We start from the raw sequence: 16,358 nt of genomic DNA, 5'->3' as shown, positions 1-16,358 counted from the left end.
GCTTAGTCAGAGCGGGGTCCGGCGCGTCACCAATCGGCGCTCATTCGCAGCTCACCCGTCGGCGCGGCCTGGGCGATCTCGGGGATCAGCTGTCCCTGTTCGTCGAACCAGTCCACCGGAATGACATCGGCCGCAGGCCAGTCAGTCGGGGTGCGCAGCACCAGCATCGGCCAGCGGGCCTCGCGCTGCGGATGGGGTGAGCCGGCAGCCTCGGTCAGCGCGGTGATCTCGTCGAGCGCCACATAGAGGGCGGCGGCGAAGCAGCGGTGCAACTCGCTGGTGTCAGTGGCATCCGAGGGGACTGCGCCCCATCCGATCTCGATGGGCTCCCAGCCACGGGCCCGGAACACCTCGCGCACCCCGTCACGATCCATGGACGGCTGGTACAGGATGGGCAGCACCGCGCCGTCGGTCAGCGGGTCGTGCAGGGAGCGGGCCTGCCAGGCGGTCACCGCCTCGTCCTCGTCCACCAGGGCGGCGACCGTCAGTCCCGGTTCGTCGAGGGCCATACCCACCGCGTAGGCCAGTGCGTAGGACCGGCCGCCGCCGTGCGCGGCGAAACCGCCGGTAGGCCTGCCGCCGGCGCGGGTGCCTTCCATCCTGGCCACCGCGTCCAGCGCGGCCATCCCGTCCCGAACTCCCAGGACGAACCGGATCCGCTGCTGACGGCGCACGATCATCCGATTCAGGTGTGCGTAGGTCAGGGTCACCGCCGCCACGCCGGGACGGTTGCCGCCGGGCAGGGCCGAGGCGACGTGATTGGCGGCCCGCCACCACGCGTCCACCCGATCGAGCGTGGTCATGGCGTCGACACTGCCCTGGTCAGGGTGGGTGTCACCAGAGAGCGCATGGCATCGGCACGGGGACTTAAGTCCCTACGTTCCGGGTACCGGGCGGCACTACTGTGGATTCGTGATCTCCGTCTTCCTCGTCGACGACCATGAAGTGGTGCGCCGCGGGCTCGTCGACCTCCTCAGCGGGGACCCGGATCTCACCGTCGTGGGGGAAGCCGGGTCGGTGGCCGAGGCGATGGCCCGGATCCCGGCCGCCCGGCCCGATGTCGCGGTTCTGGACGTCCGGTTGCCCGACGGCAACGGTATCGACCTGTGCCGGGATCTGCTGGCTGCACACGATGAGCTGCGCTGCCTGATCCTGACATCGTTCACCGACGAGCAATCGATGCTCGACGCCATCCTCGCCGGCGCCAGCGGCTACGTGGTCAAAGACATCCGCGGTATGGAACTGGCCGCCGCCATCAAAGAGGTCGGCGCGGGAAAGTCGTTGTTGGACAATCGGGCTGCCGCTGCGTTGATGTCCAAGTTGCGTAGCGCCGCCGAAGAGGGAGCCGCACCGCAGGACGACCGGTTACGTGACCTGTCCGCCACCGAACGGACACTGCTGGAACTGCTGGGCGAAGGGCTGACCAACCGCGAGATCGGCGAGCGGATGTTCCTGGCGGAGAAGACCGTCAAGAACTACGTCTCCCGGCTCCTGGCCAAGCTCGGGATGCACCGGCGCACCCAGGCCGCCCTGCTGGCTGCCGAGATCCGGCAGAAAAACGATGGCTGATACCGACATTCGCAGTGGCCTCATCGAGGCCATGCTGGCCGTCACCGCGGGTCTGGATCTGGAGCAGACCCTCACGACGATCGTGCACACGGCGATGCGACTGGTGGATGCCCGCTACGGAGCGCTCGGCGTGATCGCCACCGAACCCGGCCCGCGCACCCTCGAGCGGTTCGTCTACGAGGGCATCGATGACGTCACAAGGGATCTGATCGGTCCGCTGCCGGCCGGGCACGGAGTTCTGGGCCTGTTGTTCCAGACACCGGAACCGGTACGCATCGAGAACCTCTCCGAACACCCGGTGTCGGTGGGGTTCCCGCCGAACCACCCGCCGATGCGGACCTTCCTCGGAGTTCCGATCAGGATCCGGGACCAGGTGTTCGGCAACCTCTATCTCACCGAAAAGCTCTCTGGTCAAGTGTTTTCGGCTGACGACGAAGTGCTGGTGCTGGCCCTGGCCGGCGCCGCGGGGATCGCGATCGAGAACGCCCGGCTGTATCACGCCGCACGCAGTCGCCAGATCTGGATCGAGGCCACCCGCGATATCAGCACCAACCTGCTGGCCGGTGATGACGCGGCCGCCGTGCACCGCCAGATCGTGGCGCAGGCGTCGGGTTTGACCGGCAGCACCTACAGTGCCCTGCTGATCCCCGACGACCTGGGCGAGCTGATGGTCACGGCAGCCACCGACAGCGGACTGACCGGACTGGCCCTGCCCGTGGCAGGAACCGCCGTCGGACGTGCGTTCACAGACCGGATACCGTTGCGCACCAAGAGGTTCAGTGAACTGGGCGGCGAAGGCCCGGCACTGATCCTGCCGCTGCGGCAACCGGAGGCGACGATCGGTGTGCTGGTGTGTGTGGGTACCGAGGTCTTCAGCGCCGATCAGCTGGAGATGATGGCGGCCTTCGCCGATCAGACCGGCCTGGCTCTGCATCTGGCCGGGGTGCAGAGCCGCGCCGTCGCGACGCTGCGGGAGCTCGACGTGTTGTCCGACCGTGATCGCATCGCCCGCGATCTGCATGACCACGTGATCCAACGGCTGTTCGCCATCGGCCTGGCACTGCAGGGCACACGCGGCGGCCAGAGTGACGACACACCGCGCCGTATCTCCGGGGCACTCGACGACCTGCAGGAGGTGGTCCAGGAGATCCGCACCGCCATCTTCGATCTGCACGGTGGCAGCGTCACCAGGCTGCGGCAGCGACTCGAGGAGGCCGTATCCCGGATGACGGCGGATTCGCCGGTGCGCGCCTCCCTGCATGTCAGTGGGCCGCTGTCAGTGGTCGACGCGGCGCTGGCCGATCACGCCGAAGCCGTTGTGCGCGAGACGATCAGCAATGTGGTGCGCCATGCGCGGGCGTCGACGGTCACCGTGAACGTGACCGTCGACGACAACCTGACCGTGGCGGTCGCCGATGACGGCTCGGGCTTTCCCGAGCACGTCACCCGCAGCGGCCTGGCCAATCTGGCGGCCAGGGCCGAGGAATGCGGTGGTCGGCTGTCGATCGACAGCGGCGCCGAGGGTTCGACGGTGACCTGGACGGTACCGCTGCCCTGAGGGCGGTTCGCCGTCGCCGCCGCGGTACATCAGCTGGTACCGGTCGATCTGATCCCGGACAAGGGGTTTGGCCCAGATGCTGGTTCCACCGGGGTTGCCCGGCTCCCTGGCCTCCTCGAGTTGGCGTGCGCCGAGGCGGAAGCCCGCGACGGCGATTGCCATGGCGACGGCGATGGATGCGCCCGACACAGCGGCCAGAACACCATTCCCCCAGGCCAGCGCGGCTACCGACAAGCCGAGCGAGACGAAGGCCAACAACACGAAGACGTACGAGATGTACGTGATCATCGCGGGGCCCGGTCTTTTCGACAGCGACATGACTTTCTCCTTTCCTTCGCAATACGCTACGCGTAGCGTATCGATACGGTCAGTGTAGCGTAGATTCATGACGCAGGCACGAAGCATCGAGGACCGGCTACGTGAGTCCACACTCGAGCTGCTCCGCTCCGGCGGACCGCAGTCGGTCACCGTCGAGGCCGTGGCCGCACATTCGGGTGTGGCGAAAACGACGATCTACCGTCGTCATCGCGACCGGCGGGCACTGCTGGCAAGCGCTCTGACACAGATGGCCTCGCCGCCGCCACCGGACCCGCAGGCCGACGCCGCGCAACGGCTGCGGTGGCTGATCACCCACGCGATCGGGATGGTGCGTGACGGCATCGGTTTCGGCGGCCTGGCGGCCTTGCTCACGAAGAACGACCCGGATTTCACGGCACTCTTCCAGGAGGTCTTGAGCGCCCAGCGCGCCGAACTGGCCGCCGCGATCGACGACACCAAGGCGAATGGTTGGTTGCGGGCCGACGTCGACAACGCCACCTTGATCGACGCGATAGTCGGCGCCTACATCGCCGAGTACGCCCGCAGCCAGAACATCGACAAGAACTGGGAGAAGCGGCTGTTCGACTTCTTCTGGCCGGCGGTGCGCCCCGCCGAGGATCAGTAGCCGCTGGCCCCGGATGCGGTGGTCTTGACGGCCAGCACCTGATCGGCGCCCATGCGGGCCTCCTCGAAGGCCAGCCGGCCACCGACGAGATGGAGCCGCCACGCCCGGGTGACCTCGGGGCCGACCAGATCGACGAACTGCTCATGGTGCACTTCGAACGTCTCGATCCAGGCATCGACGGTGCGGACGTAGTGCTCACGCATCGACTCGATCCCGCGGATCTCGAGGCCGGTCTCCTGCAGGTGACGCACCGTCTGCCACAGCGGCCGCAGGTGCGTGTCCGCAACGGTGTACGAGGGGTCGATACCCTGCGATTTCTGTTGCAGCAGAAGCCGTCCCCGCGGTTTCAGCGCATCGAACATGACGGCCGCGTACCCCGGATACCGAGAGTCACCGACGTGCTCGCCCATCTCGATGGAGCTCACCGCGTCGAAAGCGCCTGCCGCCTCGGGCAATTCGCCGAACTCACGGTAATCCTGCAGCCGCACCTCGACGGCGGCACTGAGACCCCGCTCGCTGGCCCGGACCGCGATGAACCCGCGCTGCTGCTCCGACGCCGTGATGCCGGTGGCGTGCACTCCGTAATGCTCGGCGGCGTGCAGGATCAGCGCGCCCCAGCCGCAGCCGATGTCGAGCAGTCGCATTCCTTCGCGCAGGCCGAGTTTGCGGCACACCAGGTCCAGTTCCGCGGTCTGCGCGTCGTGCAGGGACTGCCCGGACTCCGAGAAGTAGGCAGCGGAGTAGGCCATGTGCTCGTCGAGGAGCAACGCGTAGAAATCCACGGGCAGGTCGGCCGGCCCCTTCGTCAGCGGCGGTGTGGGCGGGGGCCCGAGCGCACCCAGCCGCGCAGCGGCCGTGGCCACCTTCAGCCTGGACACCCGACCGCGGGACGACGGCCTGGCGCGGGCCGCCTGCCAGGCCCGACGTAGGGCATCGGCGAGGTCGCCCTCGACGTCGACATCACCAGCGACGTAAGCCCGGGCCAGACCGACTTCGCTTGGCGCCCACAACAATCGCCGCAACGCCCGCCGATTGCGGATCACCAGCACCGGCGCGTCACGCGGACCGGCCTCGGTGCCGTCCCACGCCCGCAGCCGCACCGGCAGGGCACTGCCGGTCACCTCACGGATCAGGTCGGCCAACCGGCCCGCTGACGTCATGCCGGTGCAAACACCGTCTTGAACCGCTGCAGCGACTCCTGGATATCGCTCTTGAGCGCCCCAGCCACCAGCATGCCGATGGGCCCGAACAACGCCGGGCCACCCAGATGGACGTCGAACTGCACGGTCGAGCCGCTGGGGGCCGGCCGCACCTTGCCCATCAACTTGACCTTCACACCCCCGCGGCCGTTGCCGTTGAGTGTCATGGCCTCGGGCGGCTTGAAATGCACGATGGTCCAGCTGACCCGGTTCATCATCCCCATCACCTCGACGATGGAGTCGATGACGGTGCCCTTTTCCAGGACGTCGGGCAGCGGGCTACGCCACACCCGGTGGATCGAGAGCCACTCCTTGTACCGCGAGAGGTCCGAGGCGCACTCCCAGGCCTGCTCCGGCGGCAGAGGTACATCGACGGAGACGGACAGTTTTGCCATGACTCAGTTCGGGGTGGTCGGCGGAACCGGCGGCGACGGTGGCGTCGGAGGCGTCGGGGGCACCGGAGGATTCGGCGGCGTCTGCGGTGCGGGCGGCGGAGGTGTGGTGCCCCCATTTGCCGTGCCCTCATTCGCCTTGGCCGCCGCTTTCCGGGCGGCGTCCTGCACCTTGTTCACCGTGCCCGCGTACTTGCCGTGTGTCCTCTTGTCCACGACGTCGCCGGCCTTGTCGATCACCGTGTCCACCTTGTCGGCATTCTTGGCCAGCAGGTCTTTGCCCGTTTTCAGTGCTTTGTCGAGAAATCCCATATCTCTCAACTTACCCGCCAGAGCCGCCGCTCCTCTCCGAGTAATCGGCCCTGCAACCACCACAGCGCCTCGATGACCAGCGCCGCCAGCACCCCGATGATCAACGCGGTGGTGGTCACTTCCACATTCGACGGGTCGAGCATGAACTTCTCCCTGGCCAGCGGGATGGCGAAGATCACGACGTAGGCCAGCCCGGAGGCCGCCACCAGCGCCACCCGCCACCACTCATAGGGGCGAGCCACACACGCCAGTACCCACACCGCCGACACCAGCAGCGTCATCAGCGCCGCCGTCGACGCCTGCGTCTGCACCTGCACCGGGGCGTCCTGACCCTCGTAGGCCAGCAGGTAGGACACAAATGTCGCCGTGCCGACCACCAACCCGGTCGGAAGCGCCGCCACCATGACGCGACGGACGAAGCCCGGATGCGCCCGCTCGGTGTTGGGGGCCAGCGACAGGACGAACGCGGGGATGCCGATGGTGAACCACGCGGCGATGGTGACGTGGATGGGCTGGAAGGGGAACAGCAGCGGGTCACTCCCGAAGAGTTCGGAGCCCAGCCCGGCGATGCCGACCAGCAGCGCCAACAGCACCGAGTACACCGTCTTGGTGAGGAAAAGGTTGGAGACGCGCTCGATGTTGCCGATGACGCGACGGCCCTCGGCCACCACGTAGGGCAGCGTCGCGAACTTGTTGTCCAGCAACACTATCTGCGCCACTGCCCGCGACGCCGGGCTGCCGGAGCCCATCGCGACGCCGATGTCGGCGTCCTTGAGCGCCAGCACGTCGTTGACACCGTCCCCGGTCATCGCGACGTTGTGGCCGCGGGCCTGCAGCGCGTGCACCATGGAGCGCTTCTGATCGGGCCGCACGCGGCCGAACGTGGTGTAGTCCTCCAGCGTTTCGCCCAGTGCCTCCGTCTGGTCCGGCAGGTCACGGGCGTCCATCGCCTCACCCTGCAGACCCAGTGAGCCCGCAACCGCCCCCACCGACACCGCGTTGTCGCCCGAGATGACCTTCACCGACACCTTCTGTTCGGCGAAGTACTCCAGGGTGCCGCGGGCGTCGGGCCGGACCTTCTGCTCGAGGACCACCAGAGCCACGGGCGTCACCCGCCCCGGTGCGCCGGGCGCGTCGACCTGGTGTTCGCACGACCCGACCAACAGCACCCGCAAGCCTTTGGCGCCGATACGCTCGGCATCCTCCGCGGCCGCCGATGCCGGATCCAGCAGCACATCGGGCGCACCGATCACCCAGTTGCCGTGCCCGTCGAACGAGATGCCGCTCCATTTGGTGGCCGACTTGAAGGGCGCCACCGCGGTGGCCGTCCAGCCGGGTGAGTGCGGGTAGGCCTCGGCGATGGCGAGCATGCTGGCGTTGGGCCGCGGGTCGGCGGAAGCCAGCGACGCCAGCACATCCGATGTGTCGCCGCCGCCCAGTGCTTTGACCTCGGACAGGCGCATCCCGTTCTCGGTCAGCGTCCCGGTCTTGTCGGCGCACACCACATCGACGCGGGCCAGGCCCTCGATGGCAGGCAACTCGTTGACCAGGCACTGACGCCGGCCCAGCCGGACCACCCCGACGGCGAACGCGATCGAGGTCATCAGCACCAGACCCTCGGGCACCATCGGCACCAGCGCACCGACCATACGCAGCACCGATTCCCGCCAACTGGCGTCGGTGGTGAACAGCTGGGTGTAGATGATCAGCGCACCGGCAGGCCACAGCAGCCAGGTGATGAACCGCAGGATGATGTTGATGCCGCTGCGCAGTTCGGATTTCACCAGAGTGAACTTGCTGGCCTCCTCGGCCAGCTTGGCCGCGTACGCCTCCCGGCCCACCTTCGTCGCCCGGTAGGCCCCGGCGCCGGCGACGACGAAACTGCCCGACATCACGTGGTCGCCGGCGTCTTTGGCGATCGGGTCGGCCTCCCCGGTGAGCAGGGATTCGTCGACCTCGAGATTGCTCTCCTCGACGATCACCCCGTCGACGACGATCTGGTCGCCGGGCCCGAGCTCGATGATGTCGTCGAGCACCACTTCGTTGGGCGCCAGCGGCCCGGTGCCTGATCTGCGTCGCACCGTCGGTTTGGCCTGCCCGACGATGGCCAACTGGTCCAGGGTCTTTTTCGCGCGCAGCTCCTGGATGATGCCGATACCGCTGTTGGCGATGATCAGCAGCCCGAACAGCCCGTTGATCAGGGAACCGGTGGCCAGCACGATCAGGAACAGCACACCGAGGATGGCGTTGATGCGGGTGAGCACATTGCCCCGGATGATCTCGGAGACACTGCGCGCAGCCCGGGTGGGCACGTCATTGGTCTGGCCGGCGGCGACCCGCTGGGCTACCTCGGCGTCGGACAGACCGGCGGCCGTGTCGAGAGCGGGTGTCTCGGTCATCGGGTGAAGGTCCCCCTCTGTTCGGTGTCGTAGTACTCCAGCGTCAGCCGGTCGCCGTCGAAGGTGGCTTTGGAGATGCTCCCCGGCGGGGAGTTCTCCGTGACGAAGCTGAACGTGAAAGTGTTTCCATCCCAATGCTTCAGCGGCCACACCTCACTGTGTGGCCCGACGGCCAGCCCGAGCGTGCCGCCGGCTTCGGTGACTCGTGCGTCGCCCCAGTAAGCGTTGCGATAGGTACCCACCAATTGCTGCAACGGAGGTGCCGGTGCGGGGTTGGGCGGCGGGGTCTGCCCCACCAGCGAGCCGACCGGTGCATCCATCTGGGCGAAGGCGTTGCCGTACAGCGTGCGCCAGTCCTCGCGGACCTCGCCGAACTGAACCAGATCGGCGAACTCGGCGGTCAGCGTCTCCACCAACCCGACGGGGGTGGCATTGCTCAGCGCGACGATCCCGACGTCGGCCGACGGCAGGATCACGAAGTTGGTGCCCGCACCGAGTTGGAACGCACCCGAGTGGCTGAGCGTCGTCCTGGCCGCCGATGAGCTGCCGACGTTGAAGCCGTAACCGTAGAAGCCCGAACGCATCGCGGGCTCGGTGCCGCGATCGGAGACCACCTGCGGGGTGAGGGCGGGCAGCAGCGCGGCCGGCGAGGCGATCTCGTTGCCGTTGAAGGTGCCGTCCGCCAGCACCATCGTCAGCCAGCGCGTCATGTCGTTCAGCGACGAACTCGCCCCACCCGCCGGTGACTGCGCGTCCGCGTTGCGCTGATACAGCGGCTGGAAACCGCCGTCGATCGCGATGTGCCCGACCGCCTTGTTGGGCCGGGCTTCGTAGTCGGCGAACCGCGAGCTCGTGGAGGTCATACCCAACGGTTTGTACAAAACCTCATCCGACAGCTGCTCCCAGGTGGTCCCGGCGCCGGCGGCCACCGCCTCCGCACCGGCGGTGAGCCCGAAGTTGGTGTAGGCGTAGGAGATTCGATACGGATCGAGTGGAAGTTGAGGGAGCCGGTCCAGCACTTCGCGGCGGTCGTAACCGAGGTCTTCGAGTTCGTCGCCGGCGTGGTCGGGAAGGCCGGACCGGTGCGAGAACAGGTCACCGACGGTGACCATCCGGGTGACCGTGGGGTCCGACAACGCGAACCAGGGCAGCTTCTCCACGACCGGGGTGTCCCAGCTGATCGCGTTCGCGGTGACCTGATGTGCCACCACGGTGGCGCTCAGCGACTTCGACAGCGACGCCAGCTGGAACACCGTGTCGGGGTCGATCTTGTTGGCGGGGTCATCGCCGGCGCGGTTGTCCTTGACCCCGAAACCCTTGGCGTAGATGGTTTTTCCACCGTGGACGACGGCAACAGCCAAACCGGGGATGCCGGAGGATTTCATCAGGTCCCCGGCGATGCCGTCGAGCTTGGCCACCGCGTTCTCTACGGCGTTCTCCGGCAGCGGCATGGCCGGCACCAGCGGCGGCGGCACCAACTCGGCGCTCGGTGCCGCACCGGCCTGCGTGGTGCTGGTCTCAGCCGGTTCCGAAGGTGCCGCGCAGCCGGCGGCCATGAGCATCGATACCGCTGCGATTCCGGCACGGACCAGGCAGAAGTTCATAGCGAGAACCGTAACCGGTCAGAACCGCCACCACGGGTCTAATTCGGGGTCCGGCGTGGTCGCCAGCTCCGCACCCACGCGCTCACCCGGGCGGGGCACCGCGGCCGTCACGTTCTCCGCCCGCGCCGCGACCAGCATCCGCTCCACCGGCTCCGACCACGGATGCGGCGCCAGCCGGAAAGTTCCCCAGTGGATCGGCACGAACAGCCCCTTGCCGGGGTCGGTGACGTCGCGGTGGGCGCGGACAGCCTCTTCGGGGTTCATGTGGATGTCGGGCCAGCCCGGGTGATACGCACCCACCGGCATGAGGGTCAGGTCGAAGGGGCCGTATTCGGCTCCGACGTCGGCGAAACTGGCGGTGTACCCGGTGTCACCGCCGAAGAAAGCGCGGTGGCGTGGCCCGATGACCGCCCAGCTGGCCCACAACGTGGTGTTACGGGTGAGGAAGCGCCCGGAGAAATGCCGCGCCGGGGTGCACACCAACGTCAGCTCGCCCAGCTGGCCGGACTGTCCCCAGTCCAGTTCGACGATCCGGTCCTTGGGGACATGCCACTCACGCAGGTGCGCCCCGATGCCGAGGGGGACGAAGAAGGTGGATCGCTGGCTGCGGGCCAGCGCCTTGATGGTGTCGACATCCAGGTGGTCATAGTGGTCGTGGCTGATGATCACCGCATCGATGGCGGGCAGGGCCTCCAGCGGCGCAGGCACCTGGTGGAGGCGCTGCGGGCCGACCGCACGTGACGGTGAGCAGCGCCGGCTCCACACCGGGTCGGCCAGGATCCGGTAGCCGTCGACCTCGATGACCGCCGAGGAGTGGCCGTACCAGGTGACCGCCAGCTCGGCGGCCTCGACGCCGGTGACCGGCGTGACCAGCGGGATCTCCCCCTGCGGCGTGCTCGCACGATTGAGCACCAGGTCGCGGACCAGCATGCCCTGCTCCTGCGCCGACAGCGAGATCGTCGACGACGGCTCCGTGTTGTGGAACACCCCGTCGCGGAAATTCGGCGACCCCTTGGCCACCGCGGCGATGGCACCGGGGCCGGCACCGAGCGCCGAGGGCGTGCCGTGCAACGCGCGCAGCGCCCAGCCACCCGTCACCAGGGTGGCGGTTCCACCGACGAGTCTGACTGCACTTCTCAGCATTCAGGCACCCTGGAAGTTCGGTGGACGCTTCTCCAGCCGGGCGACCTGAGCTTCGATGACGTCCTTGCTGCCCCACGCCGCGTCGAACAGCTCTTTGTGGTGTGGTGGCATCTCGGGCAGGTAGGCACCGTCGTCGTTGAGGACACGTTTGGAGTGCCGCAGCGACAGCGGCGCCAGCCCGGCGATCTCGGCGGCCCAGGCCTGCGCGTCGGCCAGCGTGCCGATCCGGTTGGCCATCCCCGTTTCCAGCGCCGTCTCTGCGCTCAACCTCTCCGCGCCCAGCAGCATGCCGCGGGCCCGGCCGTAGCCGACCAGGCTGGCCAGCCGGTGCACACTCCAGTTGTCCAGCGCCAAGCCGTATTTGGCGATCGGGAACCAGAAGTAGGCGTCGGGGGCGACCACCCGCAGATCGCAGATCATCGCCAGCTGTAGACCCGCGCCGATGGCCGGGCCGTTGATAGCGCCGATCACCGGAACCGGTACCTGGTCGATGGCGATGTTGAGAGCAACCGCCTTGTCCGGGAAGTCGGCGGCGAAGACGTCACCGGACAGATCCGCCCCGGCGCAGAACACCGTGCCCGCGCCGGTGAGCACGATGGCGCGGACGTCCTTGGCCGCTTCGGCCTGGATGGTCTCACGCAGGCCGTCCACCAGTTCGCTGTTGAGCGCGTTGCGCCGCTCCGGACGCTGCAACTCGATGGTCGTGACGTTCCCGTCGCGGGTGACACCGATCATGCAGTCACAGTACTTAACTCCATCCGACTTCCTCGCTCCTCCTCGCCTCGTCCCTCGGCGCATCGGTCGACTCGGGGCCTAGCCTCATCCTCGTGAGCCGCATCAGCGCCGTTGAACTCCGCGACACCGTGCTCGACGAGGGGTCGTTCCAGAGCTGGGACGTTCCTCCCGTGGACGTCGGCCCCAACGACAAATACGCCGCCGAACTGGCCGCCGCCCGCGAGGCCACCGGCCTCGACGAATCGGTGCTCACCGGCGAAGGCACGGTGTTCGGGCGCCGCGTGGCAGTGGTGGCGTGTGAGTTCGACTTCCTGGCCGGATCCATCGGCGTGGCCGCCGCCGAGCGGATCACCTCCGCCATCGAACGGGCCACCGCGCTGCAGCTGCCGCTGCTGGCCTCACCCAGTTCCGGCGGGACCCGCATGCAGGAAGGCACCGTCGCATTCCTGCAGATGGTGAAGATCGCCGCCGCCGTCACGCTGCACAAACGTGCGCACCTGCCCTACCTCGTGTACCTGCGGCACCCGACCACGGGCGGGGTGTTCGCGTCCTGGGGCTCGCTGGGGCACGTGACGGTGGCCGAGCCCGGCGCGTTGATCGGGTTCCTCGGCCCGCGGGTCTACGAACACCTCTACGGCGAGCCGTTCCCGTCGGGCGTGCAGACCGCGGAGAACCTGCAACGGCACGGCGTCATCGACGGGGTGGTGCCGCTGGCGTCATTGCGCCACACCTTGGATCGCGCGCTGAAGGTGGTCACCGACTGCCCCGAGTCGACCCCTGCCGCCGAGCCCGATGGTGAACTGCCCGACGTTCCCGCGTGGACGTCGATCGAGGCGTCGCGCCGGCCCGACCGGCCAGGGGCGTCGCATCTGCTGCGGCACGGGTGCACCGAGCGGGTGTTGCTGTCCGGGACCGGCCAGGGTGAGGCCGCCTCCACCACGCTGTTGGCGCTCGCCCGGTTCCAGGGGCAACCCGCGGTGGTGCTGGGTCAGCAGCGCGTGACCGGCGGCTTGGTGGGCCCGGCGTCGCTGCGCGAGGCCCGCCGCGGGATGGCGTTGGCCGCCGGTTTGGATCTGCCGTTGGTGTTGATCATCGACACGGCCGGGCCGGCACTGTCCACCGAAGCCGAGCAGGGCGGGCTGGCCGGTGAGATCGCGCGGTGCCTCTCGGATCTCGTGACCCTGGAGGTACCGACCGTGTCGGTGCTGCTGGGCCAGGGCAGCGGCGGGCCGGCGCTGGCGATGGTGCCCGCCGACCGCGTGTTGGCCGCGCTGCATGGCTGGCTGGCTCCGCTGCCACCCGAGGGTGCCAGCGCCATCGTATTCCGCGATACCGATCACGCTTCGGAACTCGCTGCGGCACAAGGGGTTCGGTCACGCGATCTGCAGCGCAACGGAATCGTCGACGTGGTGGTGGGCGAATATCCCGACGCCGCCGACGAACCCGTGGCCTTCTCCGAACGGATGTCGCGTGCCATCGCGGTGGAGTTGGCCGCGCTGCGTGAGCAACCTGCATCGGCGCGGGTGGCGGCGCGGTTGGACCGCTACCGAACGTTGGGGTTGTAACCCCTAGAACGGTGGTTCGTCGTCGTCCGGTGTGGGTGGTGGTGGGGGTGGGCGCCAGTCGGCGCTGATGTGTTCGTCTTCGTCAGGATCGTTGACCCAGGTACACCAGGGACTGGTCGACGGTGCGCCTTTGAACCAGAAGAGTTTGAAGCGCATCTCGTTGCGCCACTGACGGTCAGCGATCTCTTTGGCACGGGCCTGATTGACCCGCCGGATCTCGGCATTCGCCGCGCGTTTGGCCGCCGCCCCGGCCCGCGCCGCGGCGATGCGTTTCGTTTTCTCGGCGCGGTGGTTGCGCCGCCGCGGCGTCGGCGCCGCACACGCGAGGTCATCAAACAACTCCGCCCCCTCGGGGGTGCTGCGATACACCCGACCGGTGGGCGACGTCCAGATCACCGTGCCATCAACCAGCTGCTGACTCTGCCACCCACCGACCCCGGCATGAAACGTCTTGAGCCGGTGATGCACTCGACACTTCGGATCCAGATTCCACGGCACCGTCCACCCACCACGCAACGGCTGCTGATGATCGAAGGCGACACTGTGATCCACATCCGAGCGCCACGCCGAGCGATTGCAGCCAGGAAAACTGCACGTTAAAGACCGGCACCGCACCCACCGCAGCACCGCCGCCGAGGGCTGATACTTCACCAACTCACGCCCGTGCTGCGCCGGCGGCGCCACCGTACGTACCAGCGCCCCATCTTCGGCGATCTGACGGACCTGCTCGGCATCGATGACGCCGTAGCCGTCCAGATAACCCGGCTCGTCGCCGTCGCCGGTCACGGTGGCCGCCGGGGCAATCACATTGATGACAAACCGGGGCCCACCCGGACCGGCCTCGGCCTGCTGCGCGGCGGCCGCCGCGGCGGGGCAATCGGCGTCGCCGCACTCACATCGCAGCACCCAGCGGCGCTCCGCCAGCGGCGTCAACGCATCTACTCGGCGCTGCTCCAGGGTGCGCGGATCCTTCGGGCACACCGTGGCCGCCAACTCGGTCAACGCCTGGTCGAACACCGCGCCCGTGGCCACCGGCACCGACCCCCGTACTCCGGCCGTCCCGTTCGGCAACGCCGTCACCACGATCTTGCGCGCAGCATCAGCGCGCACCCGCCGCTCCTTGGCCGCCGCCGGATCCACCCGCCGAATCGCGGTATCCACCGCAGCAAGCAGACGGGTACGCGACCAGCGCTCCCACCCCGACAGCTTGGCCGCCAGATTGCGGTCCACATCCCGCACCGCGTCATGGCCGAGGTAATCGGTGCGGGTGACGATGGCCTTCGTCGACTCCCAATCCAACCGCCCCGAGGCCAACAACCCGAAAGTCTGCGGCAAGCGGGTATCCAGCGCGTCGGCATACCCCACCAGTTTCGACGCCACCGCCGGGGCGACCCCCAACGCCGGACCCACCTCCGCCACCGTACGGGCGAACCCGGTGATCAGCGCATACCCCGGATCCGGATCGTCGCTTTCGGCCTCCAGGGTGCGCCGCCACAACAGCGGCGCAATGGCCGCCATCCGATGCGCCCATACCGCCGACTCATCGAGGCGGGAGCACTCCACCTCATTGAGTAACGCAGACGCATCGAATGTCTCGAACATGCGTTCGATCATGCCATCGGGGGCCGACAAAATCCGGTGAGTTTGTCAGACCCGAGGAGCACCCTGAACCCATGACCGAAACCCGAACCTATCCGCACGGCGTGCCCTGTTGGGTCGACGTCGTGGCCACCGATCTCGATGAGGCCAAACGCTTCTACAGCGGGCTGTTCGACTGGACGTTCCAGGACGCCATACCTGCCGACGCGCCCGGTAGCTACCTGATCGCCACCCTGGGCGGCCGTGATGTCGCGGCCATCTCACCCGCCGAGGAGGGTGAGGAGGTGGCCTGGCGCACCTACATCGCCGTCGACGACGCCGACGCCACGGCGCAGGCAGTCGAAGCTGCGGGCGGCACCGTCACCCTGGCGCCCGTCGATGCCGGCCCGGGCGGTCGGCAGGCGGGCTGCCTGGATCCACGTGGGGCCGCATTCCGGTTGTGGCAGCCGCGAAATCGGCCGGGCGTTCAGGTGGCCAACGAGCCAGGGTCGTGGAACTTCAGCGATCTGCAGACCTCGGACCCGCAGGCAGCGGCGGCGTTCTATGCGCCGTTGTTCGGCTGGGAAATCGATGATGTCGGCTTCGCGACGCTTATCCGCCGTCCCGGCTACGGCGACCATCTCGAGGCGACGGTGTACCCCGACATCCGGGCGGTGCAGTCGGAGATCAGCGCGCCGCCGGGCTTCGCGGACGCCGTGGCGTGGCTGGCTCCCGCTGACACGGATTTCTGGCAGGTGACCTTCGCGGTGGCCGACCGGGACAGCTCCGCGGACACCGCTGACGGGCTCGGGGCCACCATCGTCGCCACCGAGGACACCGCGTGGACCAAGACCGTGACCATTCGCGATCCGCAGGGCGCGCTGCTGACGTTAAGCCAGTTCACCCCGCCCGGCGCCTAACCTGGCCGCGCGCTCACGAGTGCGGTAGAACAACACCACCACCGCGGCGGCCACCTCAACCAGGGCGATGACGGTCGCAAGAGCCATCAGCGCTGACGGCGCCGATACCGCCGTCAGGTGCAGCGGTGCGCCGTGCTGGTGTGTGCTCCCGCCGAGGTGCACGGCCACCATGCCGAGATTCATCAACGCCACCAGCGTCCAGGCCCGCAACGAGCCGTCCCGCCACAGCTCCCAGGCGCAGAACAGGCACACCCCGAGCATCGCCACCAGCAGCGCTGCGATGGCCGGTGCGCCGGCGTGCCCGAGCATGAGCGCGTGCAAGGCCGCCGAGCACACCGCCAGCAGCGCGCACAGGCGCCGACCGGTGAGGGCGCAGGCGCGACCGACGGACATGGTTCAACTCTGACACCGCTGGGCCACCTCCGCTGGGTGAACCGCGTT

15 protein-coding genes are annotated in these 16,358 nt (G+C 68.3%); 5 read left to right on the top strand and 10 right to left on the bottom strand.

Annotated elements, in window-relative coordinates:
* Positions 1–26: 26 nt before the first annotated feature.
* A complete protein-coding gene (locus AC3A6P_RS30605) occupies positions 27–803 on the bottom strand; it encodes a phosphoketolase family protein (RefSeq protein WP_487696137.1) in 777 nt (258 codons plus the stop codon).
* Positions 804–912: 109 nt separating this feature from the next.
* On the opposite strand from AC3A6P_RS30605, the gene AC3A6P_RS30600 reads away from it, so the two are divergent.
* The 3 genes from AC3A6P_RS30600 to AC3A6P_RS30590 all read left to right on the top strand — a co-directional run bounded on the left by AC3A6P_RS30600 (position 913) and on the right by AC3A6P_RS30590 (position 4,070).
* The gene (locus AC3A6P_RS30600; RefSeq protein WP_487696136.1) at positions 913–1,569 is read left to right on the top strand and encodes a response regulator transcription factor; all 657 of its coding nucleotides are present in this window, start codon (positions 913–915) and stop codon (positions 1,567–1,569) included.
* The gene (locus tag AC3A6P_RS30595) at positions 1,562–3,127 is read left to right on the top strand and encodes a GAF domain-containing sensor histidine kinase (protein ID WP_487696135.1); all 1,566 of its coding nucleotides are present in this window, start codon (positions 1,562–1,564) and stop codon (positions 3,125–3,127) included. The genes AC3A6P_RS30600 and AC3A6P_RS30595 overlap by 8 nt, the downstream gene beginning before the upstream one ends.
* A gap of 385 nt (positions 3,128–3,512) precedes the next feature.
* Positions 3,513–4,070 carry a TetR/AcrR family transcriptional regulator gene (locus AC3A6P_RS30590; RefSeq protein WP_487696134.1) on the top strand — a complete coding sequence of 186 codons (558 nt, stop codon included), beginning with the start codon at positions 3,513–3,515 and terminating at the stop codon, positions 4,068–4,070.
* Here the strand turns inward: AC3A6P_RS30590 and AC3A6P_RS30585 are convergent.
* The 7 genes from AC3A6P_RS30585 to AC3A6P_RS30555 are packed head-to-tail and all read right to left on the bottom strand — an operon-like array spanning position 4,064 to position 11,854.
* Positions 4,064–5,230, bottom strand: a complete 1,167-nt coding sequence (locus tag AC3A6P_RS30585) for a class I SAM-dependent methyltransferase (RefSeq protein ID WP_487696133.1) — start codon at positions 5,228–5,230, stop codon at positions 4,064–4,066. The two genes, AC3A6P_RS30590 and AC3A6P_RS30585, sit on opposite strands and share 7 nt — an antisense overlap.
* Positions 5,227–5,664 carry a type II toxin-antitoxin system Rv0910 family toxin gene (locus tag AC3A6P_RS30580; protein ID WP_487696132.1) on the bottom strand — a complete coding sequence of 146 codons (438 nt, stop codon included), beginning with the start codon at positions 5,662–5,664 and terminating at the stop codon, positions 5,227–5,229. Before AC3A6P_RS30580 ends, AC3A6P_RS30585 begins: the two co-directional genes overlap by 4 nt.
* A gap of 3 nt (positions 5,665–5,667) precedes the next feature.
* Positions 5,668–5,973, bottom strand: coding sequence for an antitoxin (locus tag AC3A6P_RS30575; RefSeq protein WP_487696131.1), 306 nt, complete (start codon positions 5,971–5,973; stop codon positions 5,668–5,670).
* A 5-nt stretch (positions 5,974–5,978) separates the two neighbouring features.
* On the bottom strand, positions 5,979–8,372 hold the full coding sequence (locus AC3A6P_RS30570) for a cation-translocating P-type ATPase (protein ID WP_487696130.1): 2,394 nt from the start codon (positions 8,370–8,372) through the stop codon (positions 5,979–5,981).
* Positions 8,369–9,976 carry a serine hydrolase gene (locus AC3A6P_RS30565; protein ID WP_487696129.1) on the bottom strand — a complete coding sequence of 536 codons (1,608 nt, stop codon included), beginning with the start codon at positions 9,974–9,976 and terminating at the stop codon, positions 8,369–8,371. Before AC3A6P_RS30565 ends, AC3A6P_RS30570 begins: the two co-directional genes overlap by 4 nt.
* Positions 9,977–9,994: 18 nt before the next feature.
* Entirely contained in the window at positions 9,995–11,119 is a 1,125-nt protein-coding gene (locus AC3A6P_RS30560) for an MBL fold metallo-hydrolase (RefSeq protein ID WP_487696128.1), read from the bottom strand.
* Positions 11,120–11,854, bottom strand: coding sequence for an enoyl-CoA hydratase (locus AC3A6P_RS30555; protein ID WP_487696127.1), 735 nt, complete (start codon positions 11,852–11,854; stop codon positions 11,120–11,122).
* A gap of 92 nt (positions 11,855–11,946) precedes the next feature.
* On the opposite strand from AC3A6P_RS30555, the gene AC3A6P_RS30550 reads away from it, so the two are divergent.
* Positions 11,947–13,419, top strand: a complete 1,473-nt coding sequence (locus AC3A6P_RS30550) for a carboxyl transferase domain-containing protein (protein ID WP_487696126.1) — start codon at positions 11,947–11,949, stop codon at positions 13,417–13,419.
* Between the two features lie 3 nt (positions 13,420–13,422).
* Here the strand turns inward: AC3A6P_RS30550 and AC3A6P_RS30545 are convergent, their stop codons facing one another.
* Entirely contained in the window at positions 13,423–15,021 is a 1,599-nt protein-coding gene (locus tag AC3A6P_RS30545; protein WP_487696125.1) for an HNH endonuclease signature motif containing protein, read from the bottom strand.
* 71 nt (positions 15,022–15,092) lie between these two features.
* Between AC3A6P_RS30545 and AC3A6P_RS30540 the strand changes: the two genes are divergently transcribed.
* Positions 15,093–15,917 carry a VOC family protein gene (locus AC3A6P_RS30540; protein WP_487696124.1) on the top strand — a complete coding sequence of 275 codons (825 nt, stop codon included), beginning with the start codon at positions 15,093–15,095 and terminating at the stop codon, positions 15,915–15,917.
* On the opposite strand, the gene AC3A6P_RS30535 is transcribed toward AC3A6P_RS30540, so the two are convergent.
* Complete coding sequence (locus tag AC3A6P_RS30535; protein WP_487696123.1) at positions 15,888–16,310, bottom strand: hypothetical protein; 423 nt, start codon at positions 16,308–16,310, stop codon at positions 15,888–15,890. The two genes, AC3A6P_RS30540 and AC3A6P_RS30535, sit on opposite strands and share 30 nt — an antisense overlap.
* Positions 16,311–16,358: the final 48 nt, after the last annotated feature.

Source organism: Mycobacterium sp. Soil_C_30 (assembly GCF_057656995.1).
The sequence above is the reverse complement of the archived record's forward strand: the minus strand, read 5'-3'. Positions and strand labels throughout refer to the sequence as shown.